The sequence below is a fragment of the Pseudomonadota bacterium genome, from assembly GCA_008501635.1.
GTDB lineage: Bacteria > Pseudomonadota > Gammaproteobacteria > QQUJ01 > QQUJ01 > QQUJ01.
On the sequence record QQUJ01000006.1, the window covers coordinates 14,666 to 36,424 of the forward strand.

Here is a 21,759-nt window from a genome sequence, read left to right on the forward strand (position 1 = left end):
GTTGAAACCGGAAACGGAGGAACATGCACAATGCCTGGCGAGTCCAGACACTATGGAAAATCAGGGGAGTTTTTTTGGGTATGGCTGCGGCCGCAACGACCGCAGCCATACGCTATCACTTTGTTCAGCCAGGGTCTAGGTTTTGGTGTGCTCCGGCCGAAATAACCTTACAGATTGCTATCGATAAACGCGGTAAGCTGCGACTTCGACACGGCGCCCACCTTGGTCGCCTCCACATTGCCATTTTTGAACAGCATCAGCGTTGGAATTCCGCGGATTCCATATTTCGGTGGTGTATTCGGATTCTCGTCGATATTCAGCTTGGCCACCTTGACGCGCCCATCGTACTCGTCGGATATCTCATCGAGTATCGGTGCAATCATTTTGCACGGACCGCACCAGTCGGCCCAAAAATCGACGAGCACGGGGTTTTCGGAATTCAGTACGTCTGCTTCGAATGTTTCGTCGGTAACGTGTACCATGCGTTCGCTCACCTTGATTGCCTCCAGTGGGCTCCTTACCGGACTTCAATAATTGCGATCGGAGAAAGGAACTCGGGAAAGTTGCTGTCACGCGGTGCGTCTTTATTGTGGCTGCATGACTCGCGACACCGCTGACCGACATCCGTACCTCGATGATGCCGGCCCAACCTAGCATCATTTCAGCCGAATCGTCCCCATATTGCAAGCCTAAAAAAGCCTCGCCCCTTGTTCCATATGGGGTATGCTTGCCCGCCATGGATAACTCACATTTGTCGAAAACCACCTTTTCGGAGCTAAATCTGCCCCCTGAATTGCTGCGCGGCACAACCGAAGCAGGCTTTACTCTCTGCACGCCAATTCAGTCCGAAACCCTGCCCCTGGCCTTGTCAGGTAAGGATGTCGCCGGTCAGGCACAGACCGGTACCGGCAAGACCGCCGCCTTTCTGTTGGCCACCATGACGCATCTGTTGCGCCGCGCCCCGCCCCCGGCTCGCAAGGCGACACAGCCCCGGGCGCTCATACTCGCGCCTACGCGCGAACTCGCGATTCAGATTCACCGTGATGCCGAGAGCCTGGGCGCCTATACGGGGTTGACCCTGGGCCTTGTTTACGGGGGAACCGGTTACGAGGAACAGCGCAGAATGCTCCAAGCCGGCGTAGACATCCTGATCGGAACGCCCGGTCGACTGATCGACTACTTCAAACAGCACATCTTCGATCTGAAGGCCATCCAGGTGATGGTGCTCGACGAGGCCGATCGCATGTTCGATCTCGGCTTTATCAAGGATATTCGCTACCTGCTGCGGCGCATGCCATCACCGGATCAGCGCCAGGGCATGCTCTTCTCGGCGACCCTTTCCTATCGCGTGACCGAACTCGCTTACGAGCACATGAACAACCCCGAGTTGGTGATGATCGAGCCCGACAAAGTGACGGCCGACAAGGTCAAACAGACAGTCTATTACACCGCCAACGATGAAAAGATCGCACTGTTGATAGGGCTGCTCCAGCATATGGATCCGAGCCGCAGTATCGTTTTTGTCAACACCAAGCGAACGGCGGAGCGCGTCACTGACTACCTGGAGGCCAATCAAATCCACGCAGCGATGCTCTCCGGCGATGTGCCGCAGACAAAACGCCAACGACTGCTGCTGGCCTTCCAAAAGGGCGAACTGCCGATCCTGGTGGCTACCGATGTGGCCGCGCGGGGCCTACACATCCCGGACGTCAGCCACGTCTTTAATTTCGATCTGCCGCAGGATGCCGAGGACTACGTCCACCGCATCGGTCGTACCGCCCGTGCGGGCGCGCTGGGTGATGCCATCAGCTTTGCCTGCGAGGAGTATTCGTTCTCCCTGCCGGAGATCGAGGCCTACATCAGCCATAAGATCAGCGCTGAATCATTCGATCCATCCCTGCTTACGGATTTGGTCCACCCCAAACGGCGCCAATCGCGCGTGCGACCGGGAGGAGCGCGTCGTCGTCCGACGGGGCAGAACAAACGCCCGCAAAACACCTCACGTCATAAACCGAAGCCGAGAAATTGACCCTCCGCGTCACTTTGTGACCCCGGTCGCATCCCCCACTGTGACCGGATCATCCCTCCCCGCATTCAGGATCGGCACCACTCCCGCGCTTTCAGTGGACAGCAACACTCCCGACGGTTTTCTGTAAAGTCCTGTTATTACAACCTCTTAAGAAAGCGTTGCAAAACGCAGCCGACAAAAAGCGACCAACCGCGCACTGAGTTGGCACGCATAGTGCTTCAGCAATAACGAGTTTCGTTACAAAGGCAACCCGCCCGAAAGGGCTGGATCGCAAAGCTACCTGCCTTGAGGTCGCAAATGACCATGGTAGAGGGGCTGCAGGAGAAACTGATGAACAGAATCAGCCGAATCCGCTCCAGAATCGCACCGCGCCTCAGTCGGCCGGTCGAACTCCTGACGCCGCTCTTCTTACCAATGCTCACCAAGGAGAAGCGGCATGAAAGCAACAACCCGTTTCAACCGCTCTACGCAGAGGCGATCGCGCCGCGCCTACCGCATGCGCCGCAAGACGCGTATCGCTGGAAAAGGAGAGACACCTAGCGGATAGGCTTCAGTTTACGGAATCTGGTCGATTTCCTTCGCTTACTCTCGCTCCTCCTCGCTCCGACCAGATTCCACCAACCGGGGGTGCTGCGGCCCAATTTGGGCCCAGCCATTTCACCCCACCCCTAACCGGGTGGGGTTTTTTTTGCAGTGTGGTCAGCGCTCCACCTTGGTCAACACCTGCGTTTGATTGTCACCCGAGCGCAGGTAGACATAACGCTCCTGCATTTGCTCGAACTCCCTGTCGCGGCGCCGCTCGGAGGCAAACCAGCGAAAGTATTCCAGGTTCTCCAAAAGATGCGCTTTCGCCATAGCATCACCCTCTGGCAAAACAACCCGTATCCCAAATCGCTTATCAGTCATGCCAATTCCCGCCAGCTGTGGATTCGGTGGCGATTATAGCGGATGGCGGCGCTGGCTCAGACCGGTAACGCACGACTGGAATATCAACCGGGCATGCGGCGCGGGGTGGCCCGGTTCAATCGCCGAACCCCTTGCCATTTATCTGCAAAAAGTCCCCAGCCTGCCAATTCCTCCAACACTGATCGCGCGTCATTCGCTCTGCCGCAAGGATTGTGGGGTCACGCGCTCTGCCCGTGAACAGCGCGGCAAAGCGTTAATCGGATTGTTGGTGCTCGAAACCGATCGAGTTGCGCTTTTGACGTTGAAACCACGAGCGACCCGCACAGTTGGCGTGGGATTTTGAGACAGGTTCTAGATGAAGCACGGTTTGCTATACTCGACCCCTTCGTCACTTCTTGCACTTTCGATTCAATGAACAGAGCGAGCGGAAAACACCGCACCATAGAAATCACGCCTGAAACCAAATGCGGTTTCTGTCACAACAGCAAGTGTTGCACCTACATCACACAGCACATCGACACGCCGAAAAAGAAGGAGGAGTTTGACTTTCTGCTCTGGCAGCTGTCCCACGAAAACGTCCAGGCCTATAAGGACGAAGACGGCTGGTTTCTGCTTTTCAATTCGCGCTGCAGACATCTGCTGAGCAACGGTGGTTGTGGCATCTATGAGACCCGCCCCCAGATCTGTCGCGACTATGACAACGATTTTTGCGAGCACGACGAACCCGCCGAAAAACATTTCGAAATCTTTTTCGACAGCTACGAAACACTGGATAAATACTGCCGCAAGCGCTTCAAGAAATGGGATAGGCGGTTTAAGAAAAACAGCTAGCTCACTGCGGTCACCGAACTCCCGGCATGAGTTCCAAAAAATGATGTACGGCTGGAAACTCGCTGATTTCGCGTTCGCGCTGTTGTGAATCAGGTTTGCGCACCCCCAGCACGTATCCCAACCCATAGCTGCTGGCCGATCGCAACACCGCGAGGCTGTCATCGATCAACACGGTGCGATCGAGTTCGAACGGTTCGCAGTCGCGCAGACGATCCCAAAACCGCGGATCCTCCTTGGGTACACCCAAATCGTGGGCACAAACCAGGGCATCGAGATGGGCACCCAGTGGCGTGCGCCGCATCTTCAGCGAGATCGCCTTGCCGTGAGCATTGGTTACCAGAACGCGTCGTTTTCCCGCGCGCTTCAACGCTTCAAGGAACTCGATGACATGCGGGTGCACGGCAATCAGGTGATCGACCTCCTCCTTGAGCAAGGCGATATCCATGCCCAACTCACGCGTCCAGTAGTCGATGCAGTACCAATCAATAGTGCCTTCCACCGCCTTGTAACGCGCCAGCAACTCCGCCAGTGATTGCTCAATTTCCAATCCGTGCAGTTCGCCGTAGCGTCTCGGCACGTGCTCCAGCCAGAAGTGATTGTCGAAATGCAGATCGAGCAGCGTGCCGTCCATATCCAGCAGCACGGTGTCGATGCAGTCCCACTCGAGCAGTTGCGGCATGATGCGACCCCTTAGAACCGGGCTACATTGTAGGCGGGTTTCTGACCACTGTCGTCACGGCGTATACTGGAAAGCGTCATCCCAACCCCGACAGTCACCTCACGATCTCATGAGAAAAAAGCCCGAAATACTGAATCGCCGTGAGGTGGCCCGCTCGCGGATCTTTCGTATCGAGGAGCGCGAACTGCGCTTCCCCAACGGTACGGTAGTGCATTACGAGCGGCTGCTGACGGCACGCCACGGAGCGGTGCTGGTGGTGCCCATGGCTGATCGCGACACTGTGTATCTGATTCGCGAATATGCGGCTGGCACCGACCGCTACGAACTGGCCCTGCCCAAGGGTCTGGTCTCCGACGGTGAGACGCCGCTGCAGGCGGCCAACCGCGAGCTGAAGGAAGAGATCGGCCACGGCGCGCGCCAACTCAGCCATATCAATACGCTGAGTGTGGCGCCCGGCTATCTGGAGCACTGCACCCACATCATTCTCGCGCAGGATCTCTTCGAGCAGCGCCTGCCGGGCGACGAACCGGAGGAGATCGAGGTCGTACCCTGGTCGCTCAGCCGCCTGACCGAACTCGTGGCGCGCGACGACTGCACCGAGGCCCGCAGCATCGCCGCGCTGTATATGGTGAAAGAACTCCTGGCCAATGAATCCTGAAGACCCAACCGGCCTCACCAACGATCTGGAATCACTACTCAACCCCGTCATCACCCTGGCACGCAGCGCGGGCGACGAAATCCTGGCTGTTTATGACAGCGATTTCGCCGTTCAGCACAAGGACGATGACTCGCCCCTGACCGCGGCCGACCTGGCATCTCACCACGCCATCGTCGCAGGATTGCGCGCACTGTCACCCGATCTCCCGATCCTCTCCGAGGAGTCCGCGCCCCCCGAGTTCGCCACCCGCGCCCGGTGGCGCCGCTACTGGTTGATCGACCCGCTGGACGGCACCAAGGAGTTCGTCAGACGCAGCGGCGAGTTCACCGTCAATATCGCACTGATCGAGGACCAGCAGCCGGTGTTGGGGGTGGTCTACACGCCGGTGCAGCGCCTCACCTATGCCGGCGCAAGAGGGGTCGGTGCATTCAAACTACTGGACGATCAGGCTCGTGAACCGATCCACGTGCGCCCGCTGGCGAACGGCGCGGTGACGGTGGTAGGCAGCAAGTCCCACGGCACCGAGGAACTCAACGCCTACCTGAAACGGCTGGGCGAGCACCAACTGCGTTCCATGGGCAGTTCGTTGAAGTTCTGCCTGGTGGCCGAGGGCGCGGCTGACCTGTATCCGCGCCTCGGCCCCACCTGCGAGTGGGATACCGCGGCCGCGCAGGCGGTGGTGGAGGCGGCGGGTGGTCGGGTGACGGATCTGGAGATGAATCCCCTGCGCTACAACACCAAAGCGTCGCTTCTCAATCCGCATTTCTTTGTCTTCGGCGATCCGCGCGGGCAGTGGGATCGCTACCTCACGCATTGACGGAGAAATGGCATCACCGATCTCTCGCCAGGACGCGAATATCGCCAGGAAAAACCTTTCGATCTTTTCCTTTGCGCGCTTTGCGTCCTGGCGAGATAAACAACGTCATCCGCTTCCCTGCTTCAGCCGCTTGAGCTGAAACAGGGTATTGCGCTCTTCTTCCTCCAGCACCGACTCGATGTAACGCACCGTCGCGCGGTAGCGCGGGATGATGTTGTAACGCAGTGCGTTGACCCGCTTCTGGGTCTTGCGCTGCTCCTCCAGCAGCCGCCACAGCGCCGTCTCGGACTCGCCCAGGCGCGCCAGCACCACCGCGGCACGGGCCAGATCGAGGCGCGTCTGATCGAGGCTCGGATCGGTGCCGAGCAATCCGACCGGCTGCAACGGCTGCAGGCGCGCGGTAACGCTCGGATATTCCACGCCCAGACTGCGCCGCGGCAGAATCTCCACTTCCAGCGCCGGCGCCAGACCGATGGCCACCTGGCCCAATGCCTGGCTGCTCATGCGCAGTGTGGAGATACCCAGCCAACGGTACGCCGCGGCCAGGAGCGTGCGCGCCTCGCCGCGCAGTTCGCGGTACTGGGCGAGACGCTCGTAGACCAGGCGGGTCAGCAGCTCTTTCTTGCGCTCCAGCAACTGATGGCCCTGTTCCAGAAAGGCGACCTGGCGCCGTACTGCCAGCAGCGCACTGCGCGTGGGCGGAATGTTCAGGCGTCGGCCCATTCCGTCTCCATCGGGTGGTGATAGCGCTCCAGCTCCGCTTCGGTGACGCGGGTCAGCTCGTCGGCCGGCAGCAGCGACAGTAGATCCCAGGCGAGATCCAGCGTCTCGACGATGCTGCGGTCGTCAGCCGCCCCCTGGTTGACGAACTGGCGCTCGAAGGCGTCGGCGAAACGCAGGTACTGACGGTCGCGCCGCGACAGCTCGTCGGCACCGATGATCGAGGCGAGGTTGCGCGCCTCGATCGCGCGTGCGTAGGAGGCGTAGAGCTGACTCGCCACCCGCGGGTGGTCGGAACGTGTCTCCTCCTTGCCGATGCCGTCCTTCATCAGCCGCGAGAGCGAGGGCAGCACCGTCACCGGCGGGTAGATGCCCTTGCTGTGCAGCTCACGGCTGAGCACGATCTGGCCCTCGGTGATGTAACCGGTGAGATCGGGAATCGGATGGGTGATGTCATCGCTCGGCATGGTCACCACCGGCACCATGGTGATGGAGCCGTGACGGTCGCGGATGCGCCCGGCACGCTCGTAGATCGCCGCCAGATCGGAGTAGAGATAACCGGGGTAGCCTTTGCGCGACGGCACATCGCCCTTAGCGGTGCTCACCTCGCGCAACGCCTCGGCGTAGTGGGTCATGTCGGTCATCACCACCAGTACGTGGCGGTCCTGGTCGAAGGCCAGGTACTCGGCGGCGGTGAGCGCGGTGCGCGGCAGGATCAACCGCTCCATGGGCGGATCGTCGGCGAGGTTGATGAACATCACCACGTTTCCCAGCACACCGCTGTTCTCGAACTCCTCCTGGAACAGCCGTGCATCCGCGTAGGAGACCCCCATGGCGGCGAAGACGATGGAGAAGTTGGCCTCCTCGCCGGGCAGCCGCGCCTGACGCACGATCTGCGCGGCGAGCCGGTTGTGGGGCAGCCCTGAGCCCGAGAAGATGGGCAGCTTCTGGCCGCGCACCAGCGAGTTCAACCCGTCGATGGTGGAGATGCCGGTCTGCATGAACTCGCGCGGATAGGCGCGCGCCGCCGGGTTGACCGGCGCGCCGTTGACATCGCGCCGTACCCGAGAGAGCAGCGGCGGCCGCCCGTCACGCGGCTCGCCGACACCGCTGAAGATACGGCCCAGCAATTCCAGCGACAACGGCAGCTCGAAGGGCCGATCCAGAAACCGCACCCAGGTGCTCTCCAGATCGAGATCGTCGGTGCCCTCGAAGAGCTGCACCGCCACCTGGTCGCGGCCGCTCAGGATCACCTGTCCGTTGCGCACGCCCCCGTCACGATCACGCACCGCGACCCGATCGCCCAGCGCAACCCCCGGCACCGCCGCCATATAGAGCAGCGCACCATGGGCAGCACTTGCTGTGCGGTACTCCTTCTCCCTCATGGCTTTTCCTCCTCGCGCGGCAGGCACTCGGTCCGTAGCCGGTCGAAGGCCGCTTGAATCTCGCTGCCGAAGGCGCGCAACTCCTCCAGCCGATCATCGTCGAACTCGGCCTTGAGCCGCCGCGCCCGGGACAGGAGTTTGAGCTCCAGCAGCCGCTGCACCGGCAGCCCGAGATCGAGCAGCCGCACCCCCTCCTCGTGGATCAGCAGCAGCAGATCCAGCAGCATGAACTGCTTGACCGGCGAACAGTAGGCATCCATGGGATCGAGGGCGCTCTGTTGCAGGATCCCTTCGCGCACCAGCGTGGCGCATTCCAGCTTCCAGCGCTGCCCCGAAGAGAGCGCTTCAGGCCCCACCAGGTTGACGATCTGCGCCAGTTCGTCGGCCTCGGTGAGCAACCCCAGCGCCGCCTCGCGACGCTGGCTCCACCGCTCGTCCACCTCCTGATGCCACCAGCGAGCAGCCACCGCAATGGAATCGGAGAAGCTGTCCCGCCAATCCACCGTCGGGTAGTGGCGGGCGTCCGCCAGCTCCTTGGCCAGTGCCCAAAAGGTCTGCACCACCTCTTTGGTGTGGCTGGTGACCGGCTCCGAAAAGTCGCCACCGGGGGGCGAGACGGCGCCGACCAGGGTTACCGAACCCTCCCTGTCACCGAGTGCGGTAACCCGTCCGGCGCGCTCGTAGAACGCCCCCAGCCGCGAGGCCAGATAGGCCGGATGCCCCTCCTCCACCGGCATCTGGCCCAGGCGTCCCGCCACCTCGCGCAGCGCCTCGGCCCAGCGGCTGGTGGAGTCGGCCACCAGCAGCACATCGTAGCCCTGGTCGCGGTAGTACTCGGCGATGGTCACGCCGACGTAGATCGACGCCTCGCGCGCCACCACCGGCATGTTGGAGGTGTTGGCCACCAGCAGGGTGCGTTCCATGAGCGAACGCCCGGTGTGAGGATCGGTCAGCTGGGGAAAACTCTCCAGCAGATCCACCAGCTCGTTGCCGCGCTCCCCGCAGCCGACGAAGAGCACGATATCGGCGTTGGTCCAGCGCGCGATCTGCTGCTGTAGCATCGTCTTGCCGGCGCCGAAGGGACCGGGTATCGCCCCCTTGCCGCCTTTCAACAGCGGAAAGAAGGTATCCAGCACCCGCTGGCCGGTGATCAGCGGCATCACGGCGTGATTGCGCGCCTTGTAGGGGCGTGGCGTGCGCACCGGCCAGCGCTGAAAGAGTCGCAATTTGTGAACCTGCCCGCCCGCGGCACGCACATGAGCCACCACCGTATCCACGGTATAGTCGCCCTCCACCGCCAGCTCCATCAACTCGCCGCTGATCGTCGGCGGCACCAGGATGCGATGCTCGATGCTCGCCGTCTCCGCGATCCGCCCCAGCACCATCCCCGGGTGTACCGGGGTACCGGCGGTCACTTCGGGTTCGGGAACAAAGTGCCACTCGCGTTCCCGATCGAGCGCCGGCACTTCCAGACCACGGGCGATGAAATCGCCGCTCTGGCGGTAGACCTCCGCCAGCGGACGCTGCACACCGTCGAAAATCTGCCCCAGCAGACCCGGTCCCAGCTCGACAGTAAGCGGCCGTCCCAGCGCCTCGGCCTTCTCCCCGGGACGCAGCCCGGCCGTATCCTCGTAGATCTGCGCCACGGCCTGATCGCCATCCAGGCCTATGACCTCACCCACCAGACCCAGGCTGCCGATGCGCACCTGCTCGCCGCTGCGCACCCCCGGCAACCGCAGGCGGGCGATGGGGCCGTCTATCGACAGAATCTCACCCATGCTCCACCCATCCCGCCAGCATCGCCGGTGCGAACAGGCGCTCCAGAACCTCCTCCTGAAGATTTTCCGCCAGACGCGCGCGGCGGCCTTCGAAGCTGTTGTCCACCCGCACCCGATTATCGGCGGTGCGCACCAGCAGGCCGCCGCTGCCGGGCATCGGCTCCTCGTCGAGGGCGAGCTTGCAGCCTGGGACGGCTTCGCTCACCAGCGCCTCCCACTCGGCGGCAAAGCGGCGATAATCCCGGGCGTTGAGGTGCGCCACCAGACCCTCTGCGTCGAGCGCCTCCACCCCTTGGCGCAACAGCCCCTGCAACACCCCGCGATAGCGTGGAGCGTCCTTTACCAACGCGTCGAGCTGGGCATCCAGGCCCGCCAGCGTGGCGCTGACCAATGTCCAGCGCAGCCGATCCAGTTCACCCTGAAGGCGAATCTCCGCAGCCTGAACCTGCCGGCCGTAGAGGCGCTCGGCTTCGGCCTTGGCGGCCAGCACTTCCTTCTCCTCGCGCAGATGAAGCCGTGCCTGGGCCTCCTCGGCGATACGCTCGGCACTGCTGCGGCCCCGCTCGCGGTACTCAGCGGCCAGATTCTCGGCCCGCGCCAGGAGGGCAGTCTCCAGATCGCCGATCTGCTGTGCATCGCTCATAGGCTCTTCTCCAGCGCATTCGGGCCCAGCACCCGGCGCACCAGGGCTTCCACGGGCGGCCGATAGTCTGCCGGGGCATGCAGGGGCGGTACCTCGCTGATCACAATGCGGCCTCCCTCCGCCCGCACCCGACGGAACGCTGGACCGCCCGCCTCGGCCAGCGAGTGTTCGACGATCACCAGGGCTTTGGCGTCGCTGCGCAACAGCTCCTGGAGCACCTGTTCCAGGTCTTCAACCGTGGCATCCGGTCGAGTCTCGAAGCCGAGCAGGGCAAAGCCTTGCGTCAGCGCAGCGCCCCCCAGGGCGATCATCCTCATCCGATTCGTCCCAGCATCAGGATGGTGACCACCAGGCCGTAGATCGCGATTCCCTCGGCCAGCCCCAGGTAGATCAGACTGCGGCCGAACACCTCGGGCTTTTCGGCGATCACCGCCAGCGCGGCGGCGCCCACAGGTCCGACGGCGATGCCCGCGCCGATGGTGGCCAGCGCGGTGGGAATGCCGATACCGATGAGCGCCAGACCCAATCCCACCGACACCTCGACGGGTCCGCCGGCCGCGGCGGTAGCGGGCTGCGCCAGCACCTCCTGAACCCCCAGCAACAGCAGGCCCAGTTCGGCGCCCAGAAACATCAGCAGATTGAGCCCCACCGCGCCCTTGAACCAGCGGCGCGTGCGTCGGCGTTCCGCCAATGGGCGCATCTCCAGGTAGATACCCAGCGCGACGATACCCAACAGACTCAGCGTAATGATTGCCACCATCCCGTACATTGCTACCCCTTTCGTGCCCTCGTTATGAGTGAGAACGCGGTTCGCGCAGCTTCGACTGCGTCCTCCGCTCCGTCGTTCGCTCCAGCCGCAACGGTCGATACTCGCGCCCCGTCCCGGTAAAGAACCGTGAGAATCCCTCGTAGTACTCCAGGCGCAATACCTGGATCGCCACGATAGCCCCTTCCAGCACCGTGATGACGACGTTGCCGATCACCACGGTAATCCAGTACCCCGCTTCGCCCATCATGTCCGCCAGGGTGAAGACCGCCACCGCCAACGCGACGTGATTGAGACTGAAGGCGGCGAGGCGCAAAAAAGAGAGCGTATTGGCGGCGTAGGCGAGCAGCGTCTCGAACGCCTCCATCACCACCACCAGCAGACGTTCGGCGAAGCCCGCCCGATTGCGATAACCGTAGTAGCCCATCACCACCGCCAGGGGAATCAGCACCAGCAGCGCGTGCCAGCCGTGCAGCGGCTGCTGGCGAAACCAGAGGCTGCCAACGTAGAGACCTCCCAGGTAGATCGCCGCCCCCGCCAGACCCCGACCGTCGAACAGGGCATCGCGCCACATCCCCTGCGCCACCCGGTTGACGATGGTGATCAGCGTCGCCAGCAGAATAAAGCCGACACCGCAGTAAAAGGCCACGCCCAACATGCGCTGCGGATCGGAGAGCGGCGCAATCCACAACGGTTCCAGCCAATGCTCTACCCCGAAGACGCTGCCGTAGAGCCAGCCGAAGAGCATCGATGAGATCCCGGCACTGAGAAAGGCGGGACGCAGCCGCCGCCAGCGCCGCGGCAGCAGCAGTCCGGCCACGGCAATCATCGCGCCCTGGCCGAGATCGCCGAACATCATCCCGAACATCACCAGGAAGCTGACCGTGAACAACAGCGTCGGATCGAATTCGTTGTAGCCGGGAACCCCGTAATTGCGCACCAGTTGGACGAAGGGCCACAACCACCGGTGGTGAGAGATCGTGGAGGGGACCTGTTCACTCTCCTCCGGAAACGGATCACGCGCGTGCAATACGAAGGGATGAACGAGACCCTCCTCGAGCTTGAGCTGCAACCGCAGCAACTGCTGGGATGGCACCCAGCCGCTGAACAGGGCGAGACCTCCGCGTCCGCGCAGCACATCGGCGAGACGCGCATAGGGCGCTGCCAGCACCAACACACCATGCAGCGCCTGCAGCTCGACTTCCGACTCCCGGGCCGCGCGTTGCAACCCGGCCTGCATCGTCTGACGCTGGGTGATGATTTCCTGCAGCCGCTGGCGCAGATCGCGCGCCACCTCGGTGGGGTGATCGGTGAACTCCTCGGGAATATTGACCGCGCGAAATCCCGCGGCCTCCAACACCTGGTTCAGCTCTCCCTCCTGTTGCGCGGACGGGCCCGCCACCACCACGTAGGCCGTACCCGCGCTCACCAGAAACACCGTGATGACATAACCGGCCAGCGACACCGCCTGGGTGAGGCGTGGCAAGTTGGCTTCCGGGACGGTACCCACACGCACATCGAGAAAACGTTTACGCCGCTGCAGGTGACCGAGATCGACGTCGAGTGCAGAGAACTTCTGCAGGGTCTCAAGCAACTGCTCCAATTCGCGTCGCTGATCCTCGAGCCGCCGCAAGCCTTCCTGTGTATCCGAAGCAGCGCGCCACAGCTCGCCCAGGCGGTCATCGGCTTGGGCCAGCTCCGACTCCTGGATGACCCGCAGTTCCGGCTCCCCCGCTTCGGGCGCCAGATGATACGCCTCGCACAGTTTCTCCAGTCGGGTATGCGCGCTCTCGTAAAGCTCGCGATAACGCACGCTCAGCAATTCCGGCAACTGCGCGTCGACACCCTTATCGGGCTGGGGATCGAAGACACCGCAGTCGGCGAGCAGCAGCGCCGCCTTGGGTGCGTCCTCACGCAGCACCTGCAGATGGACGCGCTGCATGCGTTGCGGTCTAAACACGCGTTTCCCCACCTCGCCCTTGACCGCCAAAACCGGCGGCAAAGCGGATCAGCGCGGAGTCCAGGCCAAGTTGCCGCCCCTTCAGCACGGCCAGCAACTGCTGCATCTGCAGCTCGCGCAGCAACAGATAGGCCAGCGCCCGCGCCACGCTGAAACCACCGTCGCGCAGGACCGACTCCGCCACCGACTGGGTCTCGCGCTGCAGCCGCCGCTGCACCTCGCTGATGGTCTCGGCTCCTTCCAGCAATTGCGCCAGTGTTCGCGGCAGCGCGCCGATCAATTCGGCCATCGACCCCAGATCGGCCAACGCCAACCACTCGCGCGCGGCAATTCGGTGGCCGGCCGGCGCCAGCAGATAGAAGGCCTGGGCCGGCGGCAGATTGTAGGCGTAGCGATAGCGCAGCAACCAGACGAGATTGACATGGTCGATGTAGGAACCGACCAACCGGTTGAGCAGCTGCCGGTCCTTGCCGTCGAAGCCGCGCAGCTGGCGTGCCAGCCCGGTGAAGTAGCGCTGATCCAAAGTCGCATCAAGGATGAAGAGTTCCGGCTGCTCCTCGAACGCCAGCCGCGCCTGATGCACGATCGAGCCGTAAGCGGTGGTCTCCAGCTGACGCAATAACTCCGCCAGATCCTCCGTCGCCAGCAAGCGGTCGGCAGGCAGAGTGGCGAACGGCCCCAGGCGGACGAGTTCAGCGCGAATCGCGGCAGCGGAGCGGCCGGCCACCTTGCCGCGCAGCAGCGCCTTGAGATTGGCCAGTTCGAAGCGTCGAATCCAGTAGATCAGCAGATCGCGGGCATTACCGTGGGTACCGCGCACCAGCACCGAAAACTCCTGCAAAAGTGCGAGCAGCAGCGCCGATTCCAGAAAGGCAGGATCGACCTGGGCCTCCTGGCCCAGGTCGGCCAAATCGGGAATCAGTGCATGGGCGGCCTGTTCGGGTGTACTACCCTCGATGAGGGCCTCCACCTCGGCCGCGGGCAACAGCCGGTCCGCCATGCCCGACACCCGGGCATTGAGGTAGGCGTAGCGGGCCACCGCACCACTCATCTCACTCCTCCCGCGCGGGATCGAGCACCAGTTCCAGCGCCGCGCGCAGAGCCTCGCGCTCGCGCTGCTGGGCCATTTCGCGCAGCTGACGGGAACGCTCCGCATAGCGGCGTTCCAATTCGTGGATCGCCTGGGCGGCGCGCGTCTCCGCCTTGCCGAGAAAGGAGGCGCGCAGGTCAGGAAGGCGGGCTTCAAACTGCGCCTCCACGGCCCGCGCGTCGGCCAGCGCCTGATCGATCAGGCGCTCCCGCTCCGCTTCGGCGCCGGCGACCACCTCCTCGGCGCGCAGCTCCGCATCCAACAGCCGCTTCAGGGTATCTTCCATTCTCTCTCTCGCTTCAGTGCTGACGGGCACTATCACGCACTACGCTGTCCCCACAGGGTGACCGCTGGCGCGGGTGTTCTGCAACCTCCCTCATTGGCTAGAGAGTATAAGTTCATGGTGCTGGGGTATCGAACCGGCCGCCGGAGCGCGGATCATCGTCTGTGCATCCGCAACGGCACTTCACTGACAGCGCTCAATCGTCTGATGCGGCGCTGATCGGCTGCAGGAGATGAAAGGGCACGCGAAAATAGGTGACCTGGAAGCGCCGATCTTCGGGGATGACGGTGGCGGTGCAGCGGTTGACGCGCTGAATGCGCCCCACCCAGTTGCGCTGCCCCCGGCCGGGAAAGGCGACCCGGTCGCCAGGTGCGAATCGATCGCGCAGCTCTAAAGCGGGCTGGAGCGATTGCGGCGGTACGGTGGCGTTCAGATCCACCCCTGTGCAGGCTGCTGATTCGCGCAGCCGCACCAGCACCTGATGCGCCGCTCCTTCGCTATAGAGCTTACCCAACACCTCGTAGAAGCGCGCATTGTGCACCGAACCGCGCCGCCACCAGCGGTTGGCCTGCTGAATGAGGTGAGCGAATTCATGACACACCGTATGGGCCAGCAGCTCGCCCACCGCGGGCAGACCGCCCCAGTAGCCGTAACGGTGGATTTCGCGCGTCGTCAGCCATTGCGCGGCCAGATCGGGGACGCACTTCTCGCTCACCATGCGCACCCCGAAGGTGATGGTGAATTGATGGCGCTGCTGCTGGCAGTAGGTGGCGCGCCCGCAGCCGGTGCGGATCCGCAACGCGCTATCGGGCAACTTGCGCTCCAGCCAGCGGTTGCGCTGCGGCCAGAGCAGATCCTCGGTCGCGGCGCACATCGCGGCGGCGATGCGCTGATGTGCGGGCAGAACCGGCGGCATGGTCAGCCGCCCAGGCTGGTCATATCGTGCAGCGGCGCCTGCCCCGCTTCGAGGAAATCGTGTTTCATGGGTTTGCGCGCGATAGCGCCGATCAGCACCTCTTTCAATGCCTCATCGCTCAGGCCGCCGCGCAGTTCGTCGCGCAACGGCACGAAGTCGTCTTTGCCGAGGCAGAAGACCAGATCCCCCCGGGCGGTGAGCCGCACCCGATTGCAGGTCTCGCAGAAATGGCGCGACATGGCGGTGATCGCGCCGATGCGCACCGACCCGTTTCCCACCTGATAGTAACGCGCTGGACCTGCGCCCCTGGTGGTGCCCACCGGCACCAGATCACCGCCGAAGCGGGCACGCACCCGTTCCAGAATCTGATCGGCCGGGTAGTAGTAGTCGACCCCCTCGCCCCCCGCCGCGCCCACCGGCATGGTCTCTATGAAGCGCAGATCGGCACCGCGCGCGACAGCGAACTCCACCATCGCTTCGATCTCCCCGTCGTTGAGCCCCTTCATCACCACCATGTTGAGTTTGACCGGTGTCAGGCCCACGGCCAGCGCGGTATCGATGCCGCGTATCACCGCCGCCAGATCGCCGCCGCGGGTGATCTCGGAAAAAACCTTGGGATCGAGTGAATCGAGCGAGATATTGACGCGCGACACACCGGCCTCTTTCATCTCTGCCGCGAATCTCCCCAGGAGGTGGGCGTTGGTGGACATGGAGAGATCGCAGACCTCGGGAATCTCGCCGATCATCCGCACCAGCGCCATGAGGTTGCGCCGCACCAGGGGTTCACCGCCGGTCAGGCGCACATTCTTAACGCCCATTTCGACAAAGATCCGGATCAGGCGCGCCATCTCCTCGTGACTGAGGATGTCGCGCTGCTGGCGCCACTCCAGCCCCTCGGGCGGCATGCAATAGAAACAGCGGTAATTGCAGCGATCGGTCACCGATACGCGCAGGTAGTCGATACGGCGCCCGAACGGGTCGATGAGTTGTCGCGTGGAAGCCTGGGCGTCGGAGGTCATCATTTACTCACTGCCAATGCCTGGTTTTAAAGAGCGCAAGCACCTGTGGAGCGATTGAAGATAGCGGAATCGCCGCGGCCGCGATACCCCACAGATCAAGGAATCGATGGATAGATCTCAGGGTGTCGATTTCTCTTCCAGGTGACTGCGCGGATCCAGTTCCAGCACCGCCGGCGAGGTGCGCATCACCGCGACAAAACTCCCCTGATCCTCCAGACTGACCGGCGCAGCCACCGTCATGCGGTACAGCGCGAAGAGCGTCAGCGCTCCAAAAGCGCCGGCAAAATAGAGCAACAGCATGCTCACGCCGAAGGCATCCATCAGCACTCCGACCACGGCAGGTCCCAGCACCGAGCCCGCGCCATAGATCAGCAACAGCCCGCTGGAGGCTTCCAGCGCCAGCGACGACGGCAGATGGTCGTTGACGTGGGCAACGCTCAGTGAATAGGCGGCGAAGGCCAGCCCCCCGTAGAGGAACATGCAGACCAGCAGCCCGGTCAACGAGTGATCCATCACCCCGTAAGCCACGCCGCCGAGCAGCGCCGCGGCCGCGCAGTTGAGCGTCAGCACCTTGCGCCGATCGTAGCGATCGGAGATATGACCCAGCGGCCACTGCAGCAGCGCCCCACCAAGAATGGTGACGCTCATGAAGGCGGCGATACGCGGTGCATCGAGCCCGATCCCCGCGGCAAAGACCGCCGCCATGCCGAAGAACGAACTGTTGGCCACCCCGGTCACGAAGGCGCCGGCCACGCCCAGCGGCGATACCTGGAACAGTCGACGAATCCGCAGCCCGTGATGTTCGATCACCGCGGGCTGATCGATACGGGTCAGGGCAATCGGCACCAGCGCCATCACCATCAGAATCGTGGTCAGCGCAAACAGCTCAAAACCCGCAACAGGCGCCAGCAACATCAGATATTGGCCACCGGCCATGGCCAGCAGCGTGACCGACATGTAGATGGCCATCACCTGGCCACGGCGCTCGTTGGGTGCGTTGGCGTTGAGCCAGCTCTCGATCACCATGTAGAGCCCGACCACGCATACCCCCATCACCGCGCGCAGCACCATCCACGCCACGGGCGTGACGAACAGCGCATGGCTTATCGCGGCCGCGGCGGCGACGGCGGCCATGGCGGCGAAGGCGCGGATATGCCCCACACGGCGGATCATGCTCGGTACCGCCTGCGTGCCCACCACGTAGCCGGCGAAGTAGGCGGACATCATCACGCCGATCTCGCTTTGACTGAATCCCTCCAGAGTGCCGCGCACACCGAGCAGCGTGCCAAGCAAACCGATCCCGCCCAACAGGATGGCGGTGCCGAGTAGCAGCGAAAAGAGCGAGGTGACGGCGGCAATCATGGGCATGGAATCGTTTGACCATCCCACCATACCGGAAAGCCGGTTTGAAGACTCATCGCAAATCCTACTTTCCGTTTTGTACGCCCTGCCTGCGGACTACGGTACTTGACGCTATCGTCATACCGGTGAAATCAGCGCGCCAGTGCGGCGTCCGATCCAGTCACTTCATTTGCTGATCGAACTCGACTTCACCTTCGATCTCAACCGGAATATCGAATGGCAACTCGGCCATCCCAACCGCACTGCGTGCATGCGCGCCGACCTCCGGACCATAGAGTTCGAGTATCAGATCCGAGAACCCGTTGATGACGCTGGGTTGTTGATTGAAGCCTTCAGCCGAGTTGACCATGCCGAAGACGCGCCCCCAGGCGGTGATACGGTCGAGGTCGCCGAGCGCGCGTTTGAGACTGCCCAGAATCGAGAGCGCGGTCAGGCGCGCGGCCAAATAGCCCTGTTCGACGGTGATTTCTCCGCCGAGCTTACCCAGCGGCGCGGCGATCGAACCATCGTCATTCTGCGGGCCATGACCGGAGACAAGAGCACGGTTACCCGACAGCCTGACGAACTGAAACGGCAGCACGACACCGGGAGGCGGTTTCACAGGCGGCGGCAGCACCAGCCCCAGCGCCGATAGTCGTTGTTCAATGATGGCCATGGATCACCTCGCGATAGCGTCAAGCGTCTCTAAAGATAGGAGGTGCTCACCGTTCAGGAGAGCCCCACCAGCGCCAAGCCTATCGCCGCGGGGAACGCTTGTACAAAGAGAATCTTGCGATCGGCTGTCGCCGCACCAAAGATGCCCGCCACCAGGATGCAACTCAGAAAGAAGATTTTGATGCTGGTGCCGTCGGCGCCCAGGCTCAGCCCCCAGATGAGGCCAGCGGCCAGAAACCCGTTGTACAGACCCTGGTTGGCGGCCAAGACTTTGGTCGCGGCAGCAGCCGCTCTTGTTTGACCGAAGGTTCGCAGCCCCAGAGGCTTATCCCACAGAAACATCTCCAGCACCAAAAAGTAGACATGCAGCAGAGCGACCAGGGCGATGACGATATTGGCAGCGGTGGTCACGGCATTTCCTTCCGTAGAGCGCTGAGTGTTGGCAGCGAGCGGTAAACAACAGTCTGGCGGTGCCTGCAGGTTTGAACCCGAGGTCAGTTCCGCGCGTTGGCCTCGCTGGTGCCGACGTCGCACCACATCTGGATTTTCGACACGAAGCCAGCGCCCACGGCAACCGCCAGCGGTTCGATGCCAAACGGAACGAAGCCGCATTGCACGTACAACGCCTGGGCGGCCTGATTCCCCTGTGTCACGGTCAACTGAACCACCCGCATGCCGGTGCGCGTCTTGGCCTCCGCCAACGCGGCCTGGACCAATTGACGACCGAAACCGCGACGCCGAAACCTGACCGCCACATACATGCCGAAAAGCCTCGCTTTGTGGCGAACCTCCTCGCGCGATTCGAACGCGAGACCGGCGACCCCCGCCAGGCATTGCCCTTGAAATACGCCGACCACGATCTCGGCAGCTTGCGAGTCACCCGATAAGCGCGCTGCCCACCAGTCAGGCGCGAGCACAGCGCGCTCCGCGGCGCTCGATGTGAACGCATCGGGATGCAATGCGTACGCTTCCAGCATAAGCGCCTGATACGCCGATGCATGCGCTGGAAGCAGCCGCCTGACAGCCATGCCGGTCTCAGTCCGCACTCGACTGTGCGCCATGATATTCGGCCGCCCGTTTATAGAGCGCTCACCCAGACACCCACGTCGAGCGCCGTTCCGGGCGGACCAACGAATGAACCAGCTACCGGCGGCACCGATTCCGGCAACCTCGCCACCGCCACAGCGATATGGTTGGGCCCGACGAGTTCACCCACCGTGGGATCGAACCCCTTCCATCCCACACCGGGCAGGTACACCTCGGCCCAGGCATGGGTCGAACCGAAATCGATTGTCGTGGGCGGGGCGTGGAGATAACCGCTGACAAAGCGTGCAGCAAAACCCAGGTGCCGTGCCACCTCGATGAACAGCTGCGCGAAATCGCGGCACGAACCCGTACCCAGCTCCAGCGTCCGCGTCGCGGCTTGTACGCCGGGTTCCTCGCGCAACCGGTAGGAGCATCCCTGGTGGATGGCGCCGTTGAGTCGTTGCAGTAAGGCAAAGGTTGGGAGGGACTCGCCGGGTTGCCAGATACCCTTGATCCACTCAGCGAGCGCATCGTCGCCAGGCTCCTCGGCAGCCACCCTATAGGGGGCCAACACCAACTCGTCCTCTGCCGCGTAGGTGAACGGGTAATCCGCCGCCGCATCAGTCACCAGGAAATTGAACGGGGTCTGATCGTATTGCTGAATGATCACTTCGCTCTCAATCAGGAGTTGATTGGTCGATCTATCGAAGGTGGCAATGGCCACCGAGTTGTCTTCGACATCAAAAAACCACTGCAGATTGGCCCGCGGTGAGATGTCCAGCTTCGATGACTCGATCCGCAAATTGTGGCCTTCTCTAGGCCGCAAACGCAAAGCATGGGGTCCGAGCTGCACAGCGGCGGAGAAATTGTAATAGGTACGATGCAGAATCTTATAACGCTGCATTATTCATCCTGCCCACTGTGTTCTGCAGGGTTGCCAGCTTGCTCGAAACCGTGCCCGGCCCCGTGCACCCCTGTTTCCAGTTGCCGTCGATTGCAGCGGGGGCGGACTCTGCGCAGAACCATCCCCAACCGGGATCGGGCGCCCATCATGCATGCGCCGCACAAAAATCGACAAACGCTGCGTCGTCCATGGGTTTTGCCAGGAAAAACCCCTGCGCCGCATCACAGCCCATCTCTCTCAGGAGTTCCCAATCCGCTTGGGTTTCTATACCTTCGGCGACCGTTGTGATCGCCATCCCCTTGGCAACCGCCAGGCTTGACTGGATGATGATCTGCGCCTCCGAACTCCCGGCACAGCCGGTGACAAAACTCCTGTCTATTTTGAGTTCGCTGAAAGGCGCTCGCGTCAGTTGCTGCATGCTGGAGAATCCGGTTCCATAATCATCGATGGAAAGGCCGAATCCCCACATGCGAAGCCGGGACAGATTCTCCAGCACCGGAGCTATCTCTGCGGTCGCGGCGGTTTCGGTAATTTCCAGCGTGACGTATTGTGGCTCCAATTTGGCAATACGCACCGTATTCAACACCTTCTCCGCGAAAGTGGTATCGGAGAGCGAAACGAGCGACAGGTTCACCGAAACCGGAACTTCGTATCCGCGCTGTCGCCACGACCGGCAACTTTGGGCGGATAGCGCCAGCATCAGAAAGGTAATATCGTCCATTTGCCGGTTTCGTTCGAGGACTGGTAGAAAGGCCTGCGGATTGACGATGCCGTGCTGTGGATGCAGCCAACGCACCAGGGCTTCCGCGCCAATCAGCTTCCCTGTCACCAGATTAAACTTGGGCTGGAAAAACGGTCTGAATTCCATTCTTTCGATGCCCGACACAATCTGTTCGAGTGTCAGCATCGGCTGTTTTTCAGCATAACCCGACGAATCACGGTCAACCGGCGTGTGCTGCTCCAGCAGAGCCATCAGGCGTTCTGTGTCGATGGGTTTTTCAATAGTCCCCAACAGCCTGGCACCGTAAGCAACACACATCTTCTCAACCGAGCGCAACAACGGCCTGTCCAGACTGCTGGTAATGATGACCGACAAGTGGGGTTTCGCCTGACTGATGAGCCGGATGAACTCCATGCCGTCCATTTCCGGCATATCCAGATCGCACAGGACGATCTCCGGTTGCGGAACCGAGGGGGAATTCAGCAACTCCAGCGCCTCCCTGCCATTGGCGGCCATTAGCACTTCTTGAAAGTTCAGACTGTGCAACATGCGCATGACAATCTGCCGCTGCATGTCCTGATCCTCGAGCACCATGATCACTTTGTCTGTGGA

25 protein-coding genes and 1 riboswitch are annotated in these 21,759 nt (G+C 62.4%); of the genes, 5 read left to right on the plus strand and 20 right to left on the minus strand.

Annotated elements, in window-relative coordinates; genetic code table 11:
• Window positions 1-167: 167 nt before the first annotated feature.
• Window positions 168-494, minus strand: a complete 327-nt coding sequence (locus tag DWQ09_01560; protein KAA3630045.1) for a thioredoxin TrxA — start codon at window positions 492-494, stop codon at window positions 168-170.
• A 242-nt stretch (window positions 495-736) separates the two neighbouring features.
• Between DWQ09_01560 and DWQ09_01565 the strand changes: the two genes are divergently transcribed.
• Window positions 737-2,029: an ATP-dependent RNA helicase RhlB gene (locus DWQ09_01565; GenBank protein KAA3630046.1), complete on the plus strand. Its 1,293-nt coding sequence runs from the start codon at window positions 737-739 to the stop codon at window positions 2,027-2,029.
• Between the two features lie 234 nt (window positions 2,030-2,263).
• Window positions 2,264-2,352: riboswitch (cyclic di-GMP riboswitch) on the plus strand.
• A gap of 7 nt (window positions 2,353-2,359) precedes the next feature.
• Window positions 2,360-2,569 (plus strand): hypothetical protein, encoded by a 210-nt coding sequence (locus DWQ09_01570; protein KAA3630047.1) that lies wholly within the window; start codon window positions 2,360-2,362, stop codon window positions 2,567-2,569.
• A gap of 159 nt (window positions 2,570-2,728) precedes the next feature.
• Here the strand turns inward: DWQ09_01570 and DWQ09_01575 are convergent, their stop codons facing one another.
• The gene (locus DWQ09_01575) at window positions 2,729-2,935 is read right to left on the minus strand and encodes a hypothetical protein (GenBank protein ID KAA3630048.1); all 207 of its coding nucleotides are present in this window, start codon (window positions 2,933-2,935) and stop codon (window positions 2,729-2,731) included.
• 411 nt (window positions 2,936-3,346) lie between these two features.
• On the opposite strand from DWQ09_01575, the gene DWQ09_01580 reads away from it, so the two are divergent.
• A complete protein-coding gene (locus tag DWQ09_01580; GenBank protein KAA3630049.1) occupies window positions 3,347-3,766 on the plus strand; it encodes a YkgJ family cysteine cluster protein in 420 nt (139 codons plus the stop codon).
• Between the two features lie 10 nt (window positions 3,767-3,776).
• On the opposite strand, the gene DWQ09_01585 is transcribed toward DWQ09_01580, so the two are convergent.
• A complete protein-coding gene (locus tag DWQ09_01585) occupies window positions 3,777-4,445 on the minus strand; it encodes a GMP/IMP nucleotidase (protein KAA3630050.1) in 669 nt (222 codons plus the stop codon).
• Between the two features lie 109 nt (window positions 4,446-4,554).
• Between DWQ09_01585 and DWQ09_01590 the strand changes: the two genes are divergently transcribed.
• Window positions 4,555-5,103, plus strand: a complete 549-nt coding sequence (locus DWQ09_01590) for an ADP compounds hydrolase NudE (protein KAA3630051.1) — start codon at window positions 4,555-4,557, stop codon at window positions 5,101-5,103.
• Entirely contained in the window at window positions 5,093-5,920 is an 828-nt protein-coding gene (gene cysQ / locus DWQ09_01595) for a 3'(2'),5'-bisphosphate nucleotidase (protein ID KAA3630052.1), read from the plus strand. The genes DWQ09_01590 and cysQ overlap by 11 nt, the downstream gene beginning before the upstream one ends.
• 105 nt (window positions 5,921-6,025) lie before the next feature.
• Here cysQ and DWQ09_01600 read toward each other — a convergent pair whose 3' ends face one another.
• The 17 genes from DWQ09_01600 to DWQ09_01680 all read right to left on the minus strand — a co-directional run bounded on the left by DWQ09_01600 (window position 6,026) and on the right by DWQ09_01680 (window position 21,741).
• On the minus strand, window positions 6,026-6,643 hold the full coding sequence (locus DWQ09_01600) for a V-type ATP synthase subunit D (protein ID KAA3630053.1): 618 nt from the start codon (window positions 6,641-6,643) through the stop codon (window positions 6,026-6,028).
• Window positions 6,628-8,025, minus strand: coding sequence for a V-type ATP synthase subunit B (locus tag DWQ09_01605; protein ID KAA3630054.1), 1,398 nt, complete (start codon window positions 8,023-8,025; stop codon window positions 6,628-6,630). Before DWQ09_01605 ends, DWQ09_01600 begins: the two co-directional genes overlap by 16 nt.
• Window positions 8,022-9,803 (minus strand): V-type ATP synthase subunit A, encoded by a 1,782-nt coding sequence (locus DWQ09_01610; protein KAA3630055.1) that lies wholly within the window; start codon window positions 9,801-9,803, stop codon window positions 8,022-8,024. Before DWQ09_01610 ends, DWQ09_01605 begins: the two co-directional genes overlap by 4 nt.
• Window positions 9,796-10,446: a V-type ATP synthase subunit E gene (locus DWQ09_01615; protein KAA3630056.1), complete on the minus strand. Its 651-nt coding sequence runs from the start codon at window positions 10,444-10,446 to the stop codon at window positions 9,796-9,798. The genes DWQ09_01610 and DWQ09_01615 overlap by 8 nt, the downstream gene beginning before the upstream one ends.
• Window positions 10,443-10,763, minus strand: coding sequence for a hypothetical protein (locus DWQ09_01620; GenBank protein ID KAA3630057.1), 321 nt, complete (start codon window positions 10,761-10,763; stop codon window positions 10,443-10,445). Before DWQ09_01620 ends, DWQ09_01615 begins: the two co-directional genes overlap by 4 nt.
• Window positions 10,760-11,215 carry an ATPase gene (locus tag DWQ09_01625; GenBank protein ID KAA3630058.1) on the minus strand — a complete coding sequence of 152 codons (456 nt, stop codon included), beginning with the start codon at window positions 11,213-11,215 and terminating at the stop codon, window positions 10,760-10,762. The genes DWQ09_01620 and DWQ09_01625 overlap by 4 nt, the downstream gene beginning before the upstream one ends.
• Window positions 11,216-11,237: 22 nt before the next feature.
• Window positions 11,238-13,154: a hypothetical protein gene (locus tag DWQ09_01630; protein KAA3630059.1), complete on the minus strand. Its 1,917-nt coding sequence runs from the start codon at window positions 13,152-13,154 to the stop codon at window positions 11,238-11,240.
• Between the two features lie 10 nt (window positions 13,155-13,164).
• Window positions 13,165-14,328 (minus strand): hypothetical protein, encoded by a 1,164-nt coding sequence (locus tag DWQ09_01635; GenBank protein ID KAA3630060.1) that lies wholly within the window; start codon window positions 14,326-14,328, stop codon window positions 13,165-13,167.
• Window positions 14,225-14,548 carry an ATPase gene (locus DWQ09_01640; protein KAA3630061.1) on the minus strand — a complete coding sequence of 108 codons (324 nt, stop codon included), beginning with the start codon at window positions 14,546-14,548 and terminating at the stop codon, window positions 14,225-14,227. The genes DWQ09_01635 and DWQ09_01640 overlap by 104 nt, the downstream gene beginning before the upstream one ends.
• 193 nt (window positions 14,549-14,741) lie before the next feature.
• Window positions 14,742-15,461, minus strand: a complete 720-nt coding sequence (locus DWQ09_01645) for a hypothetical protein (GenBank protein KAA3630062.1) — start codon at window positions 15,459-15,461, stop codon at window positions 14,742-14,744.
• Between the two features lie 2 nt (window positions 15,462-15,463).
• Window positions 15,464-16,480 (minus strand): GTP 3',8-cyclase MoaA, encoded by a 1,017-nt coding sequence (moaA, locus tag DWQ09_01650; GenBank protein ID KAA3630063.1) that lies wholly within the window; start codon window positions 16,478-16,480, stop codon window positions 15,464-15,466.
• A 117-nt stretch (window positions 16,481-16,597) separates the two neighbouring features.
• Window positions 16,598-17,872: an MFS transporter gene (locus tag DWQ09_01655; GenBank protein ID KAA3630064.1), complete on the minus strand. Its 1,275-nt coding sequence runs from the start codon at window positions 17,870-17,872 to the stop codon at window positions 16,598-16,600.
• A gap of 130 nt (window positions 17,873-18,002) precedes the next feature.
• Complete coding sequence (locus tag DWQ09_01660; protein KAA3630065.1) at window positions 18,003-18,497, minus strand: RidA family protein; 495 nt, start codon at window positions 18,495-18,497, stop codon at window positions 18,003-18,005.
• Between the two features lie 53 nt (window positions 18,498-18,550).
• The gene (locus DWQ09_01665) at window positions 18,551-18,907 is read right to left on the minus strand and encodes a DUF1304 domain-containing protein (protein ID KAA3630066.1); all 357 of its coding nucleotides are present in this window, start codon (window positions 18,905-18,907) and stop codon (window positions 18,551-18,553) included.
• An 83-nt stretch (window positions 18,908-18,990) separates the two neighbouring features.
• Entirely contained in the window at window positions 18,991-19,524 is a 534-nt protein-coding gene (locus tag DWQ09_01670; protein ID KAA3630067.1) for a GNAT family N-acetyltransferase, read from the minus strand.
• 50 nt (window positions 19,525-19,574) lie between these two features.
• Window positions 19,575-20,426, minus strand: a complete 852-nt coding sequence (locus tag DWQ09_01675; GenBank protein KAA3630068.1) for a transglutaminase family protein — start codon at window positions 20,424-20,426, stop codon at window positions 19,575-19,577.
• 145 nt (window positions 20,427-20,571) lie between these two features.
• Window positions 20,572-21,741: an EAL domain-containing protein gene (locus tag DWQ09_01680; protein KAA3630148.1), complete on the minus strand. Its 1,170-nt coding sequence runs from the start codon at window positions 21,739-21,741 to the stop codon at window positions 20,572-20,574.
• Between the last annotated feature and the right edge of the window lie 18 nt (window positions 21,742-21,759).

Coding starts and splice junctions, on each gene's coding strand:
- DWQ09_01565 (KAA3630046.1), top strand. CDS start 737: ATGGATAACTCACATTTGTCGAAAACCACCTTTTCGGAGCTAAATCTG.
- DWQ09_01570 (KAA3630047.1), top strand. CDS start 2,360: ATGAACAGAATCAGCCGAATCCGCTCCAGAATCGCACCGCGCCTCAGT.
- DWQ09_01575 (KAA3630048.1), bottom strand. CDS start 2,935: ATGACTGATAAGCGATTTGGGATACGGGTTGTTTTGCCAGAGGGTGAT.
- DWQ09_01580 (KAA3630049.1), top strand. CDS start 3,347: ATGAACAGAGCGAGCGGAAAACACCGCACCATAGAAATCACGCCTGAA.
- DWQ09_01585 (KAA3630050.1), bottom strand. CDS start 4,445: ATGCCGCAACTGCTCGAGTGGGACTGCATCGACACCGTGCTGCTGGAT.
- DWQ09_01590 (KAA3630051.1), top strand. CDS start 4,555: ATGAGAAAAAAGCCCGAAATACTGAATCGCCGTGAGGTGGCCCGCTCG.
- cysQ (KAA3630052.1), top strand. CDS start 5,093: ATGAATCCTGAAGACCCAACCGGCCTCACCAACGATCTGGAATCACTA.
- DWQ09_01600 (KAA3630053.1), bottom strand. CDS start 6,643: ATGGGCCGACGCCTGAACATTCCGCCCACGCGCAGTGCGCTGCTGGCA.
- DWQ09_01605 (KAA3630054.1), bottom strand. CDS start 8,025: ATGAGGGAGAAGGAGTACCGCACAGCAAGTGCTGCCCATGGTGCGCTG.
- DWQ09_01610 (KAA3630055.1), bottom strand. CDS start 9,803: ATGGGTGAGATTCTGTCGATAGACGGCCCCATCGCCCGCCTGCGGTTG.
- DWQ09_01615 (KAA3630056.1), bottom strand. CDS start 10,446: ATGAGCGATGCACAGCAGATCGGCGATCTGGAGACTGCCCTCCTGGCG.
- DWQ09_01620 (KAA3630057.1), bottom strand. CDS start 10,763: ATGAGGATGATCGCCCTGGGGGGCGCTGCGCTGACGCAAGGCTTTGCC.
- DWQ09_01625 (KAA3630058.1), bottom strand. CDS start 11,215: ATGTACGGGATGGTGGCAATCATTACGCTGAGTCTGTTGGGTATCGTC.
- DWQ09_01630 (KAA3630059.1), bottom strand. CDS start 13,154: ATGCAGCGCGTCCATCTGCAGGTGCTGCGTGAGGACGCACCCAAGGCG.
- DWQ09_01635 (KAA3630060.1), bottom strand. CDS start 14,328: ATGCGGAGCGTTCCCGTCAGCTGCGCGAAATGGCCCAGCAGCGCGAGC.
- DWQ09_01640 (KAA3630061.1), bottom strand. CDS start 14,548: ATGGAAGATACCCTGAAGCGGCTGTTGGATGCGGAGCTGCGCGCCGAG.
- DWQ09_01645 (KAA3630062.1), bottom strand. CDS start 15,461: ATGCCGCCGGTTCTGCCCGCACATCAGCGCATCGCCGCCGCGATGTGC.
- moaA (KAA3630063.1), bottom strand. CDS start 16,480: ATGACCTCCGACGCCCAGGCTTCCACGCGACAACTCATCGACCCGTTC.
- DWQ09_01655 (KAA3630064.1), bottom strand. CDS start 17,872: ATGGTGGGATGGTCAAACGATTCCATGCCCATGATTGCCGCCGTCACC.
- DWQ09_01660 (KAA3630065.1), bottom strand. CDS start 18,497: ATGGCCATCATTGAACAACGACTATCGGCGCTGGGGCTGGTGCTGCCG.
- DWQ09_01670 (KAA3630067.1), bottom strand. CDS start 19,524: ATGGCTGTCAGGCGGCTGCTTCCAGCGCATGCATCGGCGTATCAGGCG.
- DWQ09_01675 (KAA3630068.1), bottom strand. CDS start 20,426: ATGCAGCGTTATAAGATTCTGCATCGTACCTATTACAATTTCTCCGCC.
- DWQ09_01680 (KAA3630148.1), bottom strand. CDS start 21,741: ATGGTGCTCGAGGATCAGGACATGCAGCGGCAGATTGTCATGCGCATG.